The organism is Acidithiobacillus sp. TH-A117, from assembly GCF_057473465.1.
This window is the reverse complement of record NZ_JBYCKQ010000022.1, coordinates 179,210-199,235: the sequence shown is the minus strand read 5'-3', so window position 1 is coordinate 199,235 and position 20,026 is coordinate 179,210. Positions and strand designations below refer to the sequence as shown.

The following is a 20,026-nucleotide window of genomic DNA, read 5'->3' as shown; positions in this document are numbered from 1 at the left end:
GGCGGAATTGGTAGACGCGCTAGGTTCAGGTCCTAGTGAGCGAAAGCTTGTGCTGGTTCGAATCCAGTCCCCGGTACCAAAAGCAAAGGGCAGACTTTAGGGTCTGCCCTTTTTTATATGCATTGTTCACAGCTGTTCAGCGAGAAGAATGGTATCTTCCCGGTCCGGACCCGTGGAAATGATGGCCAGCGGCCGGCCAGCACGTTCGGCAATGGCTTCCAGATAATGACGCGCCGCCTGGGGTAAATCCTCCCAGCGGCGGACTCCGGCGGTGGATTCCTGCCAGCCCGGAAAAGTCTCATACACAGGCTCGCAGGCCGCCAGCGCCTCGGCTCCGGAAGGCAGCTCATCCTGAACCACTCCTAGTACCCGATAACCTACGGCTACGCGAATTTCGGCCAGACCATCGAGCACATCCAGTTTGGTCATGCACAAGCCCGTCACCCCATTCACCCGACAGGCCGCCCGCAACGCGACCGCATCAAACCAGCCGCAACGCCTGGCCCGGCCGGTGGTTGCGCCCACTTCCGCACCTCTTTCTGCCAGAAACACGCCGGTTTCATCGAAAAGCTCCGTGGGAAAAGGTCCTGCGCCCACCCGGGTGGTGTAGGCTTTGGTGATGCCCAGCACATAACCCAGCTCGGCTGGCCCTACCCCGCTCCCGGCAGACGCTCCCCCCGCTACCGTATTGGACGAGGTCACATAAGGGTATGTCCCGTGATCCACATCCAGAAGCGTACCCTGTGCCCCTTCAAAGAGGATGCGGGCCCCCTCTGCCTGGAGACGGGCAAGGCGCACGGACACGTCCACCACCATGGGCGCCAGGCGCTCGGCCAGGCTCAGATATTGATCGAGAATGGCATCAAAATCTTCGGCTTTCTGCTTGAAGTAATGCTGGAGCACAAAATTATGGTAATCGAGGGCTTCACCGAGTTTTGCGGCAAAACGCTCACGATGAAAAAGATCCCCTACCCGCAAGGCGCGACGCGCCACCTTGTCTTCATAGGCGGGACCAATTCCGCGTCCGGTTGTACCAATTTTGGCGGCACCCTTGGCATGTTCGCGGGCCAGGTCGAGGCTCTTGTGATAGGGCATGATCAGCGGGCAGGCGTCCGATACAAACAGCCGTTCATGGGCATCAGGGACCGCCGTCTGCAACTCGTCCAGTTCGGCAAAAAGGGCCAGGGGGTCCAGCACCACCCCGTTACCAATAAAACAAGAGACACCGTCCCGTAAAATACCGGAGGGAATGAGATGCAGCACGGTCTTGCGGGCACCGATGACCAGGGTGTGTCCGGCATTATGTCCGCCCTGAAAACGCACCACGGCCTGACAGCGCTCCGTCAGCCAGTCCACGATTTTGCCTTTGCCTTCATCGCCCCACTGGGTACCGATGATCACCACATTTGACTTGTCTGTCACGGAACACTCCGCCAATAGCATGAAAAATAGATTCAGCGCGCCTGCAAGGGACGAGAGACCCAACCCTCAGCGCTTTGTTCCAGGCGCGCATCAAAACCCCGGTTGAGCAGTTGCCCGACATCAGGTGCGCTGCCTGTCGGAAAATCCTGTATGACTACATGGCCTTTGTGGCGTGCTTCGACTATGGTCTTCCACAAGTCCGGATCAGTACCGGCGGGAGCCCAGATTTGCTGCCGATTACGGGATTCCGGCAGATCACGCAGCAACGGCTTCAAATCCAGACTGAAACCGGTGGCCGGACGCCGCCGACCAAAGGCTGCACCGATTTCATCATAGCGTCCTCCCCGCGCCAGGGCCTCACCGCGCTGCGGTCCATACGCCGAAAACAGCAGGCCAGTGTGATATTGATGGCCGCGAATTTCCGCTAGATCACACTGAATTTCCAGATCCGGGTAGCGCAAGCGCAAAGATTTCCAGACAAAATCCAGATCATCCAGAGCCTGAACAATGGCCGGATGCTGGCCAAGTTGCCGGCGCGCCCGCTCCAGGACAGTATGATCTCCCTGCAAACGGGACAAGACGTCAAAATCCGCAGTCACCGCCTGAGCACTGCCATGGGTGTTCAGCCAGGTTCGCACATCCGGCCAGGCCTTGCGCTCCACCAGACGCAATAAATCACTGCGTTGTGCCGCCGCCAGTCCGGCGGCATCTGCCAGGGCCTGGGGAATGCGGACATGGCCGATATCCAGCAGCAGATGGGGAACACCACAGGCTCGAAGGCTTTCCACCATCAGAGAGAGCACTTCCAGGTCCCCTTCCGGACCACCCACCCCAAACAATTCGGCGCCTACCTGAAAGGGAGCGCGACTCCCGCCCAGCAAATCGGGGCGTGCCCGCAGAACGGTTCCGGCATAAGCGAGGCGGCGCACTTCACCGGAAGCAGAGGTCTGGGCGTCAATGCGGGCCATCTGCGGAGTCATGTCGGAACGGAGACCCACCAGCCGACCACTATCCTGATCCAGCAGCTTCCAGGTCTGCAGATCCAAATCCGCAGCACTCCCGGTCAGCAGGCTTTCCAGATGCTCCACCAACGGTGGAGTCACCTGGCGATAGCCCCAAAGCGCATAACGATCCAGCAGGCTGCGGCGGCAATGCTCCAGAGCTTCAGTACGGGCAGGCAGTATGTCCTCGAAACCGCTGGGCAACAGCCAGGCGGGATGATTTTCGGTGCGCATTATTTTCCCGCCTCGTTCAAGGAAGCCGAAAATATTTGAAAAAGGGTGAGTCAGGATTGAGTACCAGCACGGTTTTGTTACTGAGGGCATGGCGATAGGCCTCCAGGCTCCGGTAAAAGGCAAAAAATTGGGGATCCTTACCATAGGCCGCCCCATAGATGGAAGCAGCTTCAGCATCACCCTGCCCTTTGATTTCTTCCTGTTGCCGATAGGCATCCGCCAGAATGGTGGTTTTTTCCTTTTCGGCATTGGCGCGAATTTCGTCCGCAGCGCTTTTGCCCTCGGCGCGATAGGTATTGGCTTGCTGGATTTGCTCGGCCTCCATGCGTTTATAAGTGGCCTGCAGTACCTCAGGAGACAAACCCACCTGCAAAATTCGCAAGTCCAGCACATGAATGCCGAGATTCTGCAACTGCTGGTTGACCTGGGACAAAACCGGTGCCGCCAGTGCCTGTTGGCTGACCGCAATCAGCGACGCCATGGACATGGTCCCCACCTGGCTGCTCAGGGCAGTATGGAGAGCATCACCAATCTCGGCTTGGGCATCAGCCTGGTCATGCAGACGCGCCGCATATAAACCCGGATCAGTCACCCGCCACTCCGCGAAAAAATCCAGCAATACCGGTTTCTTGTCTGCAGTCAAAAAGCTGACCGGTTGCGGACTGTAGCTTTGCAGACGTTTGTCTACATACTGCACATGCTGGAGCAGCGGCCATTTCATATAAAGGCCCGGCGACTTTTCGACCCGCAGCACCTTGCCAAACTGCATCAATAAGGCATTCTGGGATTGATCGACAGTATAAAAACTGGCCGAAAGCAGCAGTAGCACCCCCAGAAAAACAATGACTACGCCCCATATCCAGTTCTTCATGACTGTGCTCCTGAAACGGGCAATACCGGCTGACTGACTGCACTGTTCGTCGTAGCCACGGGAGCGGTACTCCGGGTGGCCGCACTGACTGCTTCGGCAGAATGGGTAGCCGCACTGGGCTGCACGACAGGTTGATCAGGCATGTGTAAATTAATCACGGCTTTTCCATGACTATCCATTATCACTTTCGGAGTGTTGCCGAGAATGTCCTGCATGGTATGCAGATACATGCGCTCACTCACCACCCGGGGGTTTTGCTGATAGGCCTGGAGCAGGTCGGTAAAGCGCGCCGCATCACCCTTGGCATGATCCACCACCTGAAGCTGGTAGGCTTGTGCGGCCGTCAGCATGGTCGCCGCCTCTCCCTTGGCTTTGGGGATAATACTGCTGGCATAGGCTTCCGCCTCACGCCGGGCGCGGACCATATCTTCCCGGGCTGTCATCACCTCGGTATTGGCCGACTGTACGGTTTTGGGAAGCTGAATACTAAGTATCTGGACGGAACGAATGGTTACTCCGGCATGCAAGCTGCTGAGCAGATTCTGGGTATTTTTCTGAATTTGCTGAGCCATGCTGCTCTGATTACTGTGCAGCAAATCCTGCAGTTGGCTCTTGCCCACCAGATCACGCATGGCCGACAAGGCACTGTAACGAATCAGCTGCTCGGGATTGCTGGTGGAAAACAGATAGTGACTGGCGTTGGTGATCCGGTAGTCGACGGCAAAATGCACATCGACCACGTCCCCATTGGCCGTCAGCATCATGCCCGGATTGAGGGTATCCACCGCACCACTATAGCCCAGAACCAGTCGCTGATTTTCGGCAGTTCTGGATAATGTCACGCTTTCAAATGGAAAAGGCCAATGATAATGGATACCCGGCTGGGTGATACCAACTTCCCGGCCAAAACGCAGAACGACTCCCTCTTCATTAGGGCCGACCACATAGATACCTGATCCCAGCCAGAATAAAACCAGCAGGCCGATAAGGATAACCGGCAGGCGATGCAACCAGCGTGGATCAAACTTTGGCCCGCCGGAGCCGCGACCCTTTCCCGAACCCAACAGACCACCCAGTTTTTTTAATTCCTGGGTGATTTTCTGAATGTCAAAAGCTGGCTTCTGAGTATTGGGACGCCGTCCCCAGGGGTTATTGTTGTTGTTTCCGTTTCCGCCCGGATCACTCCACGGCATACCAATCTCCTTCCTTGATCAATTCGGGTATTGTAGAGGTGGGCTCTGGCGCCTGACAACCATGCGCATGCATTTGTGCGCGCAGGCGCCGCCAGGCCAGATCGTCAATGTCAAACACCATGCGGATTTTTCCTTCTTCGTCAAAATCCTCTGCAAGTACCGTAGCCACACGATGCAGGGAGGCCCGCCAGGCACCTTCTTCAGGATTCAGGGTTAATTCCACCCGCAGTATCGCCCGGCCCACTCTTTCCAGAATGGCCTGAAGCAAAGCCTCCAGGCCCGCTCCGCTCCTGGCACTGATGTTCACCGCCTGCAAGATACCGGAAGCATCATAAATACAGCCGCTGGGTTCACCCGTCTGGTCCGCCTTGTTGTAGACCAGCAGTACCGGCAAATTATCGGCACCAATTTCCCGAAGTACGGATTCCACCGCAGCCATTTGCGCATCCCGGTCGGGAGCACTGCCATCCACCACATGCAAAAGCAATTGCGCCTGATTGACTTCTTCCAGGGTCGCCCGAAATGCTGCAATCAGATCTGTGGGCAAGTCCCGCATGAAACCCACCGTATCGGCCAGCAATACGACATCCTGTCCGGCAACCTGCAGACGGCCAATAGCAGGGTCAAGGGTAGCGAACAAGCGATCCGCCGCATAATTGCTGCGTTGGGTAAGGGCATTGAAAAGCGTGGATTTTCCCGCATTGGTATAACCAACCAAAGCCACTGTGGGTAATGGCGCGCGTTGCCGGGCGCGGCGCTGAGTCCTTCGGTGCGCGGCCACCTTTTGCAACTTATGGCGCAGAGACTGAATCCGGTCGCCAATGAGGCGTCGGTCGGTTTCCAGCTGGGTTTCACCCGGACCCCGCAAGCCAATCCCCCCCCGCTGCCGTTCCAGATGAGTCCAGCCCCGGATCAGTCGGGTGCGCAAGCGGGTCAGTTGGGCGAGCTCCACCTGCAATTGCCCCTCATGGGTACGGGCACGACGGGCGAAAATATCAAGAATCAGTCCTACCCGATCAATCACCCGGCACTGTAGAGCCCGTTCCAGGTTACGCTCCTGAATCGGACTTAGAGTCCGATCAAAGAGCACCAGATCCGCCGCCGTTTCCCGTACTTTTTCGGCCAGTTCCTGCACCTTGCCACTGCCGATGAAGGTTGCGGGATCGGGGCGGCTGCGCGCCACGGGAAGGAGTTCCAGCACATCCGCATCACTGTCGCTGGCCAGATGAAAAAATTCGGCCCCGTCATCGAGGTCCACTTCGCCATGTAATGTCACATGAACCAGCAGAACCCGCTCACGGGGCACATCCACTGCAACGGCATTCTGGGTCAGAATCAGGCCTCTTCTTCGCTCACGCTGGCTGCTTCGCCTTCCCCTTCGGGCAGAGGCAAACGCACATCGCGACCGGGAACCACGGTAGAAATAGCATGCTTATAAATCATCTGGCTGACATTATTGCGCAGCAAGACCACAAACTGATCGAAGGATTCAACGAATCCCTGCAGCTTGATCCCGTTGACCAGATAGATGGCAACAGGAACGTGTTCCTTGCGCAGCAAATTGAGAAAAGGATCCTGAAGAATCTGCCCTTTTTGTTGACCGGCCATTTTTTATCTCCTTGACTATGCTTCATGGCGCTTCTAGGGTAGTGGAAAACCGCGTGAGCGGTTTCCACTGCATGCAACTTAGACTAACTCAAAATAGCCGGGAAAGCCATGCTTGTCAGCGTTACGAATATATCTTCCAATCAGCCCGGGCGTTCTTGACGATGCATCATCTTCTACCGGGACGTTTTAGCAGCACATGATTGACCTGCAGCCCGCTTGCCATTAGCTTAGAAACCAAAAGCACCCAAGATATACGAAGCACCCTAAACTTCCGACTGTCGTCCCGGTGGTCTTCGACAGCAGGACGGTCATAAAATTCAAGGAGACGGACCAGTGGAAAAAACGGCCATCAACGATAAGGCACTCCGTAGCCGCGTGAAGCTGCTGGGCAACCTGCTCGGTGAAGTGTTGCGTGAACAGGCCGGTACGCGGGTATTCAACGCCGTCGAGCAGCTCCGCCAGGGTTATATCCGTCTCCATAAAAAGGAGGATGCGCGCTTGCGGGAGCGTCTGGCCCGCTTTATTGATGCGCTTCCCCAGGACGATCTGGTACTGGTTATCCGCGCCTTCAATACCTATTTCAGTCTGGTCAATATTGCCGAAGAAGAATCACAACATCTTCAACGCCGTCGCCTGCTGCAAAAAGGTGACGGTCTCTGGACCGGCTCTTTTGAAGAGACTTTCCGGGCTCTCCAGCAACAGGGCATCACCTCCGGCCAGATTCAGTATCTGCTTGATCAAACCCGCTATCTGCCCGTGTTCACGGCGCATCCCACGGAATCCAAAAGGCGTACAGTCCTGCATGGGCTGCGCCGGATCTTCGTGGTCAGCAAAAAACTCGATGACCCAACCCTCAGTGACGAAGAAGAAAAGGAAGTCACTGATAATTTGCGGGCACAAATCCAGATTCTCTGGGAAACCGAAGAGGTCCGCACCAACAAACCGCAAGTCCAGGATGAGGTGGAAAACGGCCTGTTTTTCTTTAGAGACAGCCTGTTCAAGGCAGTGCCCATGACTTATCGGGCTGCGCGGCGCGCGGCGCGGCGGGTGTTTGCCAATGATGACATCGACATCCCCGCCTTTATCCGCTTCGGCTCCTGGATCGGCGGCGATCGCGACGGCAACCCCAATGTCACCGCCGCCATTACCAGCTGGGCGCTGCGCACCCAGAGTGTCGAAGTGCTCAAGGAATATCAGCAGCGCCTCAGTGGCTTATATCAACTGCTGGGACATTCCAGCCGTTTTTGCGGTATTTCCCCCGTCCTGCTGGCCTCACTGGAACGCGACGCCGATGATTTTCCGGAGCTGGCCGAGTGGGTGGATCAGCGCTTTCCCAGTGAACCTTATCGTCGCAAGCTGCGCTACATGATGACCCGCCTGGACCTGCGCCTGCGCCAACTGGAAAACGGCCAGATCATGAACGAATCGGCCGGTCCGGCCTATGCCACTGCCGAAGACTTTCTGGATGACTTGCTGCTCGTCCGCGACTCCCTGCGTGGGCACAATGATGACTATATTGCCGACAATGATATCCAGGATATTGTCTGGCTGGTTCAAACCTTTGGTTTTCATCTGGCCAACCTCGATATCCGCCAAGAATCCACGGTGCATTCCCGCACATTGTCCGAACTGTACGCAGAAGTCCCTGGCTTCGCCGACTATCTGGAACTTTCCGAAGAAGCGCGGCTGCTGGCCCTTACTGATGCCTTGCGCCGCCCCGGCCCTCTGGTTGAAAAACATCCGGAGTTATCCCCATTAGCCGCTGAAACCTGTGCCATGTTTCGCTGCATTGCCCAGCTCCGTCGTGAGGTCAGCGCTTCGGGATTCGGCAATTATGTGATCTCCATGACTCATGAAGCCAGCCACATTCTCGAAGTGCTGGTGCTGGCCAAGGAGTTCGGTCTTGCGGGCTGGTCAAGGCAGGGGCTCTACAGTGAAATTGCCGTAACCCCCCTGTTTGAAACCATCCACGATCTGGAACGGATGGATGCCGTCATCAGCACCCTCCTAGATAACCCGGTCTATATGGAAATCATCAAAAGCCAGGAAGACACCCAGGAAATCATGCTGGGCTACTCCGACTCCTGCAAGGATGGCGGGATTTTATCATCCAGCTGGTCTCTGTATCAGGCACAACTGCGCCTGGCGGCCATCGCCGACAAGCGCCACATTCAAATTCGCGTATTTCATGGGCGCGGGGGCAGTGTGGGGCGCGGGGGCGGTCCTACTTACGAGGCGATTCTCGCCCAGCCCCCGGACACCGTGCGCGGGCAAATCAAAATTACCGAGCAAGGCGAAGTCCTGTCTTTCAAATATGCCAATCTGGAAACGGCCATTTATGAACTGACGGTGGGTACCGCCGGACTCATCAAGGCCAGCATTGGCCTGGTGCGTCCCGTCGAAGCCGATAATCCCGCCTACCTCAAGGTGATGAGCGAACTCACCCACCTGGGCGAACAAGCTTATCGGGATCTGACCGAGCATACGCCGGGATTTCTGGATTATTTTTATGAAGCCACCCCGCTCAATGAAATTGCGCACATGAATATTGGTTCGCGGCCTTCCCACCGCCAGCGCAGCGACCGATCCATGGCGTCCATTCGCGCCATTCCCTGGATATTCGCCTGGGCTCAGTCTCGCCATATTCTTCCGGCCTGGTTCGGTCTCGGCTCTGCTATAGCCCAATGGCGCGCAGAAAAGCCCGAACGCCTGGAAATATTGCAGGACATGTACCAGCATTGGCCTTTTTTCCGGGCACTGATGGGCAATATCAGCATGGCCATGTCCAAAACCGACATGGCTCTGGCCGGAGAATATGCCGGATTACCCCTTGATCAGGAACTGGCCATCTCCGTTTTCGAGAAAATCCGCAGGGAGTTTGAACTAAGCCTTGCAGAAATGCTGGCCATGGCCGGTACCGAGCAACTGCTGTCCGACAATCCCGGTCTGGCTTTCTCCTTGCAGCGCCGTAACGTCTATATGGAGCCCCTCAATCACATTCAGCTGGCCTTGCTCCGGCGTTATCGCAATGAAGATGCACCTCCGGAGTTTCGTGAAATCTGGCTGGATCCCTTGCTGCGTACTATCAATGCCATTGCCGCCGGGCAACGCAATACCGGCTGAATTTACTTCATGGCACTACCGGAACTGATTCTGGCTTCTACCAGCCCCTACCGCCGGGACTTGCTGCAGCGCCTGCAAATCCCCTTTCGCTGTGTGGCCCCGGATGTGGATGAAAGCCCGCTTGACCAGGAAGGTCCGCAGCAGTTAGTTGAGCGCCTGGCTCTGGCCAAGGCCCGGGCAGTTTTAGCGCGTTATCCACAATCACTGGTGATCGGCGCTGATCAGATGGCTTGCTGTGCCGGGAGGATATTGGGAAAACCCGGATCCAGCGCTCAGGCGGAAGCCCAACTGCAGTGGATGCAAGGGCGCCAGGTGGAATATCTCAACGGCATTGCCGTGGTGGATGACCGTACTGTGGAACAATTTTGTGTTCCCTATTATGTGCAGTTGCGCAACTTGAGCCCCGAGGCTATCCACCGTTACGTGGAAAAAGATCAGCCGCTGGACTGTGCTGGCAGTTTCCGTTCCGAAGGCCTGGGAATAGCCCTGGTGGAGAAAATGGAAGGGGCAGACCCCCATGCCTTGATGGGCATGCCCTTGATCGCCATTGCCGAGACCTTGCGGCGACGAGGTTATCAACTGCCTTAAGCCGCCGATTTCTCGGCACCAAAAAAAAGCAACCCGGCCGAAGCCGGGTTGCCCTGTTTTGATGTCAGCTAGTGACTGGTGGGCTAACCCCAGCCATCGCCCCCGTCATCCATACCAAAATCATCATTACTGGCCAGCTGGTCATCTCCCCACGAATTATCGGTCAAGCCCAGACTATCATTATCGCCCGCATTTCCCTGACTTGCGGCTGCATCATGACCACCGAAAAGACTACCGGCAAGGGCTTGTCCGGCAGCCAGCCCGGCACCCACCCCGACCCCGGTGGCAATCCCCGAAGCCAGACTGGAACCCAATCCACCGCCCTGTTGGGGCATGCCGCCCATAGGACCGTTGGGATACCCGGCACCTGGACCATAAGCACCGTTCATGCCATTAAAAGGCCCCTGCGCTGGTCCAGCTCGATACATCAGTTGGGCATTCTGACGCCGCCGCCGCAGAAACATGGAGATGACCGCAATCAACAGGATCAGACCAATGAAAAACAGCAAAGCGGAACCCCATCCCCCTTTTTTCGCGACAGTAGCCTGATTCACTCCACGATGGTGCGCTTGCACTTCTTTCTGAAACTTCTGCAATACCTGGGGTTTGACAAAAGGCATACCCGGCGCCAGTTGCTCGGCCTTCTGCAAGGCTGCCGCCGCTCCTGACCATTGACCCTGACGCGCCAGAACCTGGGCTTCCAGATATTGCGCTTCCGCAGAATGCGGATGCGCTTTCAACACCTCCTGCATCATGCTTTGCGCCTGATCCAGACGGCCGCTGTGAATGGCCTGGGTCACCTGAGTGACCGAAGGCTCAGCCCAAGCCATTGGCGCCATAACCAGACTGCCCAGCAGCACTACTACACCCACCAATTTTTTATTCATTCGCTCCCCCAATATAAGTGTTACGCTGTGTAATATGGGTTCAAATTTTGAGAGAATCAAGCGTTGCGAATGCACCGTAAAAATCTCCAGGCACTCCAACGCTTCTGCAAACCAAAATCCCAACCCACTGACTGCCAGATTTGACAGAGCGGATAATTGTCGCCATTATACTGACCGGTCGGTTCAGACCTCCGAGAGGGTTATTTTTCGTGCATAAACCACTTCCAAAATCCATAGCTGTCATTGTGGTCCTGATGCTTGGCAGCAGCCTGGCCGCCTGCAGCTTTGAACCGAAGCTCCGGGTTCCGCCTGCGCCTTCTGACAAAATGTCTTATACGGCCGGTCAATCACCGCAAAAAACCGTGGCTCCTGGCGGACTGGCTGGAGAGGCTCAGTCTTTACAGTACGGCACAGAACTCCATGAAGAATGGTGGAAGCTGTTTCGCTCCAAGGCCCTGGATACCCTCATCGCCACCGGCCTGAAAAACAGTCCGACCATTGCCGCTGCCCAGGCACAAATGCGCGAGGCCCAGGCCGCGGCCAGAGCCAATGCCAGCATTTTCTACCCGCAGATTACCGGTAATTTGCAGGCTAATCGCAGCAAGGTCACGGGAGCTACTTTTGGTGGTAACGGAGGAATTCATTATTCCCTGATCAACAGCTCCATCGGGGTTTCCTATTACCCGGACATTTTTGGCGTCAATCGTCTGGTTTATCGAAACAGTGAAGAACTGGTCAAATATCAGCAATGGGAACTGGAAGCCGCCAAACTGACCCTGACGGGTAACATCGTGACCACTGCTGTGGACGAAGCCGCCACTGAAGAGCAAATTCAGGCTACCCGGGCGATTATTGCCAAGGAAAAAAAGCTGCTGGAATTGACAGAAAATCAATATCAGGCGGGTGCCATTGACTACAGTACGGTCATGACCCAGAAGGGGCAAATGGCCAGCGAGTTGGCCACTTTACCACCACTGGAACAGCAACTGGCGGTTTATCGCCATGAGCTGGCTATCCTGATAGGCGCGTTCCCGGCCAACGTCAAACCCCAGAATTTCACTATCAGTGAATTAAAACTGCCGGAAAAAATCCCCGTCAGCCTACCCTCGAAATTGCTCCAACAAAGACCGGACATTCGCGCGGTCATGGCCCAGATGAAAGCGGCCAACGCCCAGATTGGTGAAGCCCGTGCCCAGTTTTACCCGACCGTGCAACTCAGTGCTTCTTTCGGTGATGCCGCCAGCCACCCCGGTATATTTTTTGATCCGGTAAGCAGCATCTGGAGTCTGGTGGGCGCCATGTCACAACCGATTTTTGAGGGCGGCAAACTGGAAGCCCAGAAAGCCGAGGCCCATGCCGCCTATGATGTCACCTACGCCAACTACCGGAGTACCATTCTCAATGCTTTTGACCAGGTCGCCAATGGGTTAAGGGCCGTTGAACATGATGCCCAGACCCTCGCCGCCCAACGTGAAGCCCTGCAAGCATCCCGGGAAGCTCTGAAACTGGCCCAGGCCAGCTACCGCGCGGGGGCTACGGATTATCTGACCCTCTTGACCGCCGAGGTGCAATACAACACCGCCAAAATCGCCGAAATCAAAGCGCAATCCCAGCGCTATCAGGATACGGCAGCCTTGCTGGTGGCTTTGGGAGGCGGCTGGTGGAATCATCCGAATGTCAAGACGGCAGCCCAGCCCGGCCCTAAACATTCTTAACCATTTTTGACTGAACGCAGCCATCTTCTGCGGAGACGGAATATGAAAAAAGCATTTGTGATTGTCATCATTGGCCTGCTGATTGTTTTTGGCGGAATTTTTGGATTCAAGGCTTTCGTCAACAGCAAAATTGCCGAAGCCATGGCGCATATGCCGGCACCGGTGGTCACTGTCAATGCAGCCCGTGCTGAAATTGCCCACTGGCATCCACAGTTGCGTGCTGTCGCCTCGCTGGCAGCCGTGCAGGGTGTGGATGTAACTCCGCAAATCGCCGGAAATGTAACCGCCATCCACTTCCACTCCGGTCAATATGTGCAAGCGGGAACCCTCCTGGTACAAGTGGATGACTCCAATCAATTGGCAGAATTAGCCAGTGATCAGGCTCAGCTGCGCCTGGCGGCCAGCAATTTGCACCGCACCCGGGAACTGATCGCCACCAAAGCTGCCAGTCAGTCCCAGCTGGACTCTGCTGAAGCCAGTTACCAGACCGATCAGGCCGCTATCAAGAATATCCAGGCAACACTCAACAAGCTGTCCATTCGTGCGCCCTTCAGTGGTTATCTGGGTATTCGTCAGGTGAATGTCGGTCAATACCTGACACCAGGCACTAAAATTGTGGATCTGCAATCCTGGAGCCCGCTCTATGCCAACTTCACACTACCTCAGAGTGATTTGCAGAATATTCAGGTCGGGACTCCGGTTCAGCTGGAAACCGATGCTCTACCCGGGCAGACATTCTCGGGCAAGGTCACGGCGCTGGGTTCCTCTGTCAACAGCAGCACCCGGCAAATTGACGTACAGGCCACCATCGACAACCCCAAAAATCAGCTGCGCCCCGGTCTTTTCGGGGAGCTGACCGTGGTCCACAACACGGTTGAAAATGTCCTGGTCATTCCTGTATCGGCCATGTCTTACAACACCTATGGAGATTATGTCTATCTCATCAAAAACGAAAAAAAGGATGGCAAAAGTCAGGAGCTTGCCGTTCAACAGGTGGTCAAACCCGGCAAACAGCGTGACGGCATGGTCGAAATCCTTTCCGGCCTGAAGCAAGGCGATCAGGTAGTCACGGCCGGACAGGTCAAGCTGGTGAATGGCAGTCTGGTTACCATCAGTACCGACAAGTAAGGCTAGCTCATGAAATTTACTGATATTTTTGTTCGCCGTCCGGTACTTGCCACGGCCCTGAGTCTGGTGATTTTTCTGCTGGGCCTGCATGCCTACACCATGATGACCGTGCGGGAATATCCCGCTCTGGTCAACACGGTGGTGACAGTGACTACCGCCTATCCGGGCGCCAATCCCAGCACCGTGCAGGGTTTCATCACCGCCCGTCTGGAAAAAGTCATCGCCAGCGCTCCGGACATCAACTACATGACCTCCAATAGTTCGGAGGGCACCTCGACCATTACGGTGTACATGAAGTTGAATTACAGCCCCAGCGCTGCAGTGGCCAACATCCAGTCCAAGGTGCAGCAGGTGACTGACCAGTTGCCCACGGGCAGCCAGTTACCGGTGATCAACGTCACCGTCGGCGATACGACCGATTTGATGTATATCGCCTTTTACGGCGATCAATTATCCCAGCAGCAGATTACCGACTATTTGTTGCGGGTGGCTCAGCCGCGTCTGGCTTCGGTACACGGCGTGGGACAGGCCCAGATTCTGCCTCCCGGTGCCGGCAATGGGAATACCTATGCCATGCGCGTCTGGTTGAATCCCCAAAAACTCGCGGCCCTACATGTTACTGCGGCCCAGGTTTCCCAGGCGCTGACCGCCAACGATTTCATCTCTGCCGTCGGTCAGACCCGGGGTAAAACCGTTCAAAATACCATTGTGGCCACCACCAGCCTGCACAATGTCAGTGAATTCCGCAATCTGGTCATCAAGCAGTCCGGGAACACCCTGATTCGCCTGAAAGATGTGGCGCATGTCGAATTGGGTGCCCAGGATTACAGTTCCCAGGCCTTTTTTAACGGAAAACCGGCCGCCTTTATCGGCATTCAGGAATCGCCCTCTGCCAACTCCCTGGATGTAGCCGCAGGGGTTAAAAAATCTCTGGCACAACTGAAAAAAGCCCTGCCTCCGGGCATGCATGTAGCGATTCCTTATGATGCCAGTGCCTTCATCCAGGCCTCTATTGATGAGGTGGTGATGACCATCGGCATTACCCTGGCCGTGGTGGTGCTGGTGATTTTCCTCTTCCTCGGCTCCTTCCGGGCCGTGGTCATCCCGGCAGTGGCTATTCCTCTGTCCATTGTCGGTGCGGGTCTGATCATGTGGTCTTTGGGTTTTACCGTCAATCTGCTGACTCTGCTGGCGGTGGTACTCGCCATCGGTCTGGTGGTGGATGATGCCATCATTGTGGTGGAAAACGTCCATCGTCATATTGATGAAGGCAAAACTCCCTTTGACGCCGCCCTGCTCACCGGGCGGGAACTGGGCGGTCCCATTATCGTCATGTCCACCACCCTGATAGCGGTGTTTGCGCCCATTGGTTTCATGGGCGGACTCACCGGCAGTCTGTTTGGCGAATTTGCCTTCACCCTGGTGGCCGCCGTCCTGATTTCCATGATTGTGGCCCTGACCCTCTCACCCATGCTTTCCAGTAAGGTCCTGAAACCCACCAGCGAACATGGTTTTGAACATTTCATTGACCAGCGTTTTGTCGGTTTACGGCGCTTTTACGATCGCCTCCTGCATGTGGTTCTGAATTTCGTGCCGGTCGTGATGCTCTTTGCCATTGTTGTGTTCGGCAGCATTTACTTCCTGTTCTCCACCTCCAAATCGGAACTTGCGCCCCAGGAAGATCAAGGCATTATCTTCAATGCGGGAACCGGTGGACCGACCATCACCCCGGATCGTCTGGCCCATTACGGCAAGCAGATTCTCAAGGTCTTCAATCAGTATCCCCAGAAGAAAGCGACGTTTATGGTGACCGGTATTTCTGTGGGTAGCGGCGGCGGTACCAACAGCCTTTTCGCCGGCATGCGCTTGACCAACTGGTCTGATCGTTCGGTCACCGCCATGCAGATCCAGCCGAAATTGCAGCAGCAATTGCAGAGTATTGCAGGCCTGCAGGTAGCCTCCTTCCTGCCCCCGCCTTTACCCGGTTCTGCAGGCGGTCTACCGGTCCAATTCGTGCTGCAAAGTCCGGGCAGCTATGAAAAAATCGATCAGGTGGCAGACGCGGTCATTGCCAAGGCCTATCAAAGCGGTATGTTCTTTTACGTTACCAAGGACTTGCGCATCGACAACCCGGAACTGGAGCTGAAAATCCATCGCAACATAGCCGCAAATCTGGGTCTGACCATGGCGGAAATCGCCCAGGATCTACAACCCCTGCTGGGCGGCAATTATGTCAATCGTTTCGCCATGGAAGGAAGGAGTTATAAGGTGATTCCGCAAGTTCCGGACAAGTTCCGCAGCGACCCGGGAGCTCTCAAAAACTACTATATCGCCACGGCCACCGGGCAGATGGTGCCCCTGTCCACGGTGGTATCCATTGAAACCAAGGTGGAACCCCAGTTTTTACCCCAGTTTCAGCAGCTCAATTCGGCTACCATTCAGGCCGTACCCAAGCCGGGGGTAACGATGGGTGAAGCGTTGTCCTTTTTCCGGACCACGGCTGAAAAAATCATGCCCAAGGATTTTTCGGTCAACTACGCCAGTCAGTCTCGCGAATACATGCAGGAAAGTGGCGGCTTGCTGACAACCTTCGCCCTGGCCATCATCCTGATTTATCTGCTGCTGGCAGCGCAGTTTGAAAGCTTCCGGGATCCGCTGATCGTGTTGATTACCGTGCCTATGTCCATCAGTGGTGCGCTGATATTTGTCAGCCTGGGACTCGCCTCCATCAACATTTATACGGAGGTAGGACTGATCACCCTGATCGGTTTGATTGCCAAGCAGGGTATTCTGATTGTGCAGTTTGCCAATGAGATTCAGCGCCATGAGGGGCTTGCCAAACGCGAAGCCGTGGAAAAAGCTTCCAGCATCCGCTTGCGGCCCATTCTGATGACCACCGGGGCCATGGTGCTCGGGGTATTACCCCTGCTGCTGATGAATGGTCCCGGTGCTGTCAGCCGTTTCCAGATGGGGCTGGTGATTTTTACCGGGTTGGCCATAGGTGCGTTGTTCTCGCTGTTCGTGGTTCCCGCCATGTATATGGTGCTTGCCAAGGATATCCGGAATAAGTCAGAGGTCAGCAGCGAAATTTTCTGATGTGGTCAGTTTGATGAATCCAGGCCGGATGCTCCGCAAGGACATCCGGTTTTTTTGCTTGACAAAAAAACGGACGAACAGAAGAATGTTGGGATATTAGTGCATTTGAAACGACGCAGATCATTCATAAGGTTATTTTCATGGTGAAGAAGGGTTCCCCCCGCAGTGCTCATTCAACGCAGGGGAAGCCATGACTGCCCGACGTATAGATGGCAAGGCCATTGCCCAAAAGTTGCAGCATGAAACTGCCCAGAGAAGTCAGGATTTTCTGAAAACCTACGGACGCCCTCCCGGCCTCGCGGTGGTGCTGGTAGGAAACAATCCCGCCTCAGAAGTCTATGTCCAGAAAAAACGCGATACCTGCAAAAGTGTGGGTATCCATTCCCTGGCTATTAATTTATCCAGCGATACCAGCCCCGACGCACTGCTCCATAAAATCGCCGAGTTGAATGCCGACGACTGCATTGATGGTATCCTCGTGCAGTTGCCCCTGCCCCCCCAGTTTGATCCAGAAGTCATTATCGAGGCGATTGCGGTCGAGAAAGATGTGGATGGTTTTCATCCCTACAACATCGGCAGACTGGCCCTGCGGGCGCCTCTGCTGCGCTCCTGTACACCGGCCGGCATCATGACCCTGCTGGAAGAAATTGGCGCGGAAATCCGGGGAAAAGAGGCGGTCATAGTGGGCGCCTCCAATATTGTCGGTCGCCCCATGGCTCTGGAGTTATTATTGGCCGGGGCCACTGTCACCGTATGTCATCGTTTCACCGGCAATCTCCAGGCCCATGTAGAGCGCGCGGAAATTCTGATAGCTGCGGCCGGCAAACCCGGCCTGATTCCGGGGGACTGGGTACGCGAGGGTGCAGTAGTCATTGACGTGGGTATCAACCGCCTCGCGGACGGCCGCCTGACGGGCGACGTGGTATTTGCCGAAGCCGAAAAACGTGCCTCCTGGATTACTCCAGTACCCGGCGGGGTGGGTCCCATGACCGTGGCGACCTTGCTGCAAAACACCCTGGTGGCTGCGGAACAGCGACAACGCCATGTCTGAGACCGCCCAGACCGAGGCTGCAGAAAATGCTCTCTCTCTTGATAATCCGGATCTCTATTTCAATCGGGACCTGAGCATCCTCGCCTTCAATCAGCGGGTATTGGACCTGGCCGATGACCCCCGCGTCCCCCTGCTCGAACGCCTACGCTTTCTGACCATCGTTTCCAGCAATCTGGATGAATTTTTTGAAGTGCGGATGGCCGGACTGCTGCAGCGGCGCAAGTTTGGTGCCGGACCACTGGGGCCGGACCTGCTCGGACCCGATCGGGAAATTGCCGCCGTAGCGCAAATGGCCCATAAAATCATCCGCGAACAGTATCTCTGCCTGAATCAGCGTCTGCTTCCGGCGATGGCCAAGGAAGGTATCCGCCTGCTGCGCCGTCGGGAATGGCGGGCCGCCCAGAAACGCTGGATCAGCAATTATTTTCAGACCGAAGTCATGCCGCTGCTGACCCCCCTTAGCCTCGATCCCGCCCATCCCTTTCCCAAGGTACAGAACAAAGGACTGAATTTTGCCATTGTTCTGGAAGGACAGGACGCTTATGGCCGGCGCAGTCCCATCGCCATCGTCCAGGCTCCCCGGATATTACCGCGCATCATCCAGATTCCCCCGCAACTGGCGGGCCCCAGTGATTTTGTCTTTCTGTCTTCGGTTATACACGAGCATGTGACCGCGCTGTTTCCGGGCCTGAAAATCCAGGGCTTCTATCAGTTCCGGGTCACTCGTAACAGTGAACTGTTTGTGGATGAAGAAGAAGTGGATAACCTCCTCGATGCCCTGGTGGATGAATTACCTATGCGCCCCTTTGGTGAGGCCGTGCGCCTGGAAGTCGCCAGCAACTGTCCCCGGGAAGTGGTGGATTACCTCCTCAAGCATTTCGAACTGGCGGACGATAATCTCTATTCCCTGGCGGGTCCGGTAAATTTGTCCCGTTTAGCGGCCATTATCGACATGGTGCCACGTCAGGATCTGCTTTTCCCGTCCTTCGTTCCCGGACTTCCCAAAACCTGCTCACGACCGGAAAACATTTTCGCCCAGCTGCGCGACGCGCCTATTTTACTGCACCATCCCTATCAAAGTTTCAACCCGGTCCTGGACTTTGTGCGTCAGGCGGCCAATGATCCCCAGGTCATCGGCATCAAGCAGACCCTGTACCGCACCACGCCCGATTCCTCACTCATTGATGCCTTGATTGACGCGGCCTTGGCGGGCAAGCAGGTGACCGCTGTGGTCGAGCTCAAGGCGCGTTTTGATGAAGCCAACAACATCCACATGGCTGAACGCCTGGAAGAAGTCGGGGTGCAGGTGGTGTATGGAGTGGTCAACCATAAGGTCCACGCCAAGATGATTCTGGTATTGCGGCGCGAAGAAGAAGGCATCCGTCTATACGGGCATTTGGGGACCGGCAACTATCATCCCCGCAATGCTCGAATATATACAGATTTAAGTTTGCTGACCGCCGACCCCGATATTACCGCCGACATGAACGAATTGTTCATGCACATTACCGGCATGGGTAAGGTGCCGCAATTGCGCCGACTCCTGCAAAGTCCATTTACCCTTTTCGACGGACTCATCCGGGCCATTGAAGCGGAAACCCACAGAGGCAGCGAGGGGCGCATCCTGGCCAGGGTCAACGCGCTGGTAGAGCCGGAACTCATCCGCGCCCTGTACCGGGCCTCCCAGGCGGGTGTACAAATTGATCTGGTTGTGCGCGGGGCCTGTGCGCTGCGCCCCGGTATTCCTGGTGTTTCCGAAAATATCCGGGTGCGCTCCATTGTCGGCCGCTTTCTGGAACACAGCCGGGTGTATTACTTCGGCAATGGTCATCATCCCAAGTTATGGATTTCCAGTGCCGACTGGATGGGGCGTAATCTGTTCCGGCGCCTGGAAGTGGCGGTGCCCATTCTTGACCCCGATCTTCGCGCTCGCATCCTGGAAGAAACTCTGCAGCTTTATCTGCAGGATGATTGTAATGCCTGGCAGATGAACAGCGATGGCAGCTATACCAGCCTGCGTCAGGAGGCCAACGACAACTGTCACGCTGCCCAGGAAATTCTGCTCAAGCATTATGATCGCAGTAGCCATCATGCCTGAAAAGCGTCACC

14 protein-coding genes are annotated in these 20,026 nt (G+C 55.8%); 7 read left to right on the top strand and 7 right to left on the bottom strand.

Annotated elements, in window-relative coordinates:
• Window positions 1-126: 126 nt before the first annotated feature.
• The 6 genes from AC2VLR_RS05255 to hfq are packed head-to-tail and all read right to left on the bottom strand — an operon-like array spanning window position 127 to window position 6,329.
• Entirely contained in the window at window positions 127-1,422 is a 1,296-nt protein-coding gene (locus AC2VLR_RS05255; RefSeq protein ID WP_486881176.1) for an adenylosuccinate synthase, read from the bottom strand.
• 32 nt (window positions 1,423-1,454) lie between these two features.
• Window positions 1,455-2,657 carry an ATP phosphoribosyltransferase regulatory subunit gene (locus AC2VLR_RS05250; protein WP_486881175.1) on the bottom strand — a complete coding sequence of 401 codons (1,203 nt, stop codon included), beginning with the start codon at window positions 2,655-2,657 and terminating at the stop codon, window positions 1,455-1,457.
• A 16-nt stretch (window positions 2,658-2,673) separates the two neighbouring features.
• The gene (hflC, locus tag AC2VLR_RS05245) at window positions 2,674-3,528 is read right to left on the bottom strand and encodes a protease modulator HflC (protein WP_486881174.1); all 855 of its coding nucleotides are present in this window, start codon (window positions 3,526-3,528) and stop codon (window positions 2,674-2,676) included.
• The gene (gene hflK / locus AC2VLR_RS05240; protein WP_486881173.1) at window positions 3,525-4,721 is read right to left on the bottom strand and encodes an FtsH protease activity modulator HflK; all 1,197 of its coding nucleotides are present in this window, start codon (window positions 4,719-4,721) and stop codon (window positions 3,525-3,527) included. The genes hflC and hflK overlap by 4 nt, the downstream gene beginning before the upstream one ends.
• Window positions 4,708-6,033, bottom strand: a complete 1,326-nt coding sequence (gene hflX, locus AC2VLR_RS05235) for a ribosome rescue GTPase HflX (RefSeq protein WP_486881172.1) — start codon at window positions 6,031-6,033, stop codon at window positions 4,708-4,710. The genes hflK and hflX overlap by 14 nt, the downstream gene beginning before the upstream one ends.
• A 23-nt stretch (window positions 6,034-6,056) precedes the next feature.
• Window positions 6,057-6,329 carry an RNA chaperone Hfq gene (gene hfq, locus AC2VLR_RS05230; RefSeq protein ID WP_486881171.1) on the bottom strand — a complete coding sequence of 91 codons (273 nt, stop codon included), beginning with the start codon at window positions 6,327-6,329 and terminating at the stop codon, window positions 6,057-6,059.
• Between the two features lie 333 nt (window positions 6,330-6,662).
• Here hfq and ppc point away from each other — a divergent pair, with 333 nt between their 5' ends.
• Both ppc and AC2VLR_RS05220 read left to right on the top strand, forming a co-directional pair.
• Entirely contained in the window at window positions 6,663-9,452 is a 2,790-nt protein-coding gene (gene ppc / locus AC2VLR_RS05225; RefSeq protein WP_486881170.1) for a phosphoenolpyruvate carboxylase, read from the top strand.
• A gap of 9 nt (window positions 9,453-9,461) precedes the next feature.
• On the top strand, window positions 9,462-10,040 hold the full coding sequence (locus AC2VLR_RS05220) for a Maf family protein (protein WP_486881169.1): 579 nt from the start codon (window positions 9,462-9,464) through the stop codon (window positions 10,038-10,040).
• 83 nt (window positions 10,041-10,123) lie between these two features.
• Here the strand turns inward: AC2VLR_RS05220 and AC2VLR_RS05215 are convergent, their stop codons facing one another.
• Window positions 10,124-10,927, bottom strand: coding sequence for a tetratricopeptide repeat protein (locus AC2VLR_RS05215; protein WP_486881168.1), 804 nt, complete (start codon window positions 10,925-10,927; stop codon window positions 10,124-10,126).
• Window positions 10,928-11,136: 209 nt separating this feature from the next.
• Here AC2VLR_RS05215 and AC2VLR_RS05210 point away from each other — a divergent pair, with 209 nt between their 5' ends.
• From AC2VLR_RS05210 to ppk1, 5 genes are all read left to right on the top strand, one after another.
• Entirely contained in the window at window positions 11,137-12,642 is a 1,506-nt protein-coding gene (locus AC2VLR_RS05210; RefSeq protein ID WP_486881167.1) for an efflux transporter outer membrane subunit, read from the top strand.
• A 42-nt stretch (window positions 12,643-12,684) separates the two neighbouring features.
• Window positions 12,685-13,770, top strand: a complete 1,086-nt coding sequence (locus AC2VLR_RS05205) for an efflux RND transporter periplasmic adaptor subunit (RefSeq protein WP_486881166.1) — start codon at window positions 12,685-12,687, stop codon at window positions 13,768-13,770.
• A 9-nt stretch (window positions 13,771-13,779) separates the two neighbouring features.
• Window positions 13,780-16,866 carry an efflux RND transporter permease subunit gene (locus tag AC2VLR_RS05200; protein ID WP_486881165.1) on the top strand — a complete coding sequence of 1,029 codons (3,087 nt, stop codon included), beginning with the start codon at window positions 13,780-13,782 and terminating at the stop codon, window positions 16,864-16,866.
• A gap of 190 nt (window positions 16,867-17,056) precedes the next feature.
• A complete protein-coding gene (gene folD, locus AC2VLR_RS05195; RefSeq protein WP_486881164.1) occupies window positions 17,057-17,917 on the top strand; it encodes a bifunctional methylenetetrahydrofolate dehydrogenase/methenyltetrahydrofolate cyclohydrolase FolD in 861 nt (286 codons plus the stop codon).
• On the top strand, window positions 17,910-20,015 hold the full coding sequence (gene ppk1 / locus AC2VLR_RS05190; protein WP_486881163.1) for a polyphosphate kinase 1: 2,106 nt from the start codon (window positions 17,910-17,912) through the stop codon (window positions 20,013-20,015). The genes folD and ppk1 overlap by 8 nt, the downstream gene beginning before the upstream one ends.
• Window positions 20,016-20,026: the final 11 nt, after the last annotated feature.

Excerpts from the sequence above, each read along its gene's own strand:
- AC2VLR_RS05250 (WP_486881175.1), bottom strand. The coding sequence starts at position 2,657 with ATGCGCACCGAAAATCATCCCGCCTGGCTGTTGCCCAGCGGTTTCGAG.
- hflC (WP_486881174.1), bottom strand. The coding sequence starts at position 3,528 with ATGAAGAACTGGATATGGGGCGTAGTCATTGTTTTTCTGGGGGTGCTA.
- hflK (WP_486881173.1), bottom strand. The coding sequence starts at position 4,721 with ATGCCGTGGAGTGATCCGGGCGGAAACGGAAACAACAACAATAACCCC.
- hfq (WP_486881171.1), bottom strand. The coding sequence starts at position 6,329 with ATGGCCGGTCAACAAAAAGGGCAGATTCTTCAGGATCCTTTTCTCAAT.
- AC2VLR_RS05220 (WP_486881169.1), top strand. The coding sequence starts at position 9,462 with ATGGCACTACCGGAACTGATTCTGGCTTCTACCAGCCCCTACCGCCGG.
- AC2VLR_RS05215 (WP_486881168.1), bottom strand. The coding sequence starts at position 10,927 with ATGAATAAAAAATTGGTGGGTGTAGTAGTGCTGCTGGGCAGTCTGGTT.
- AC2VLR_RS05205 (WP_486881166.1), top strand. The coding sequence starts at position 12,685 with ATGAAAAAAGCATTTGTGATTGTCATCATTGGCCTGCTGATTGTTTTT.
- AC2VLR_RS05200 (WP_486881165.1), top strand. The coding sequence starts at position 13,780 with ATGAAATTTACTGATATTTTTGTTCGCCGTCCGGTACTTGCCACGGCC.
- folD (WP_486881164.1), top strand. The coding sequence starts at position 17,057 with ATGACTGCCCGACGTATAGATGGCAAGGCCATTGCCCAAAAGTTGCAG.
- ppk1 (WP_486881163.1), top strand. The coding sequence starts at position 17,910 with ATGTCTGAGACCGCCCAGACCGAGGCTGCAGAAAATGCTCTCTCTCTT.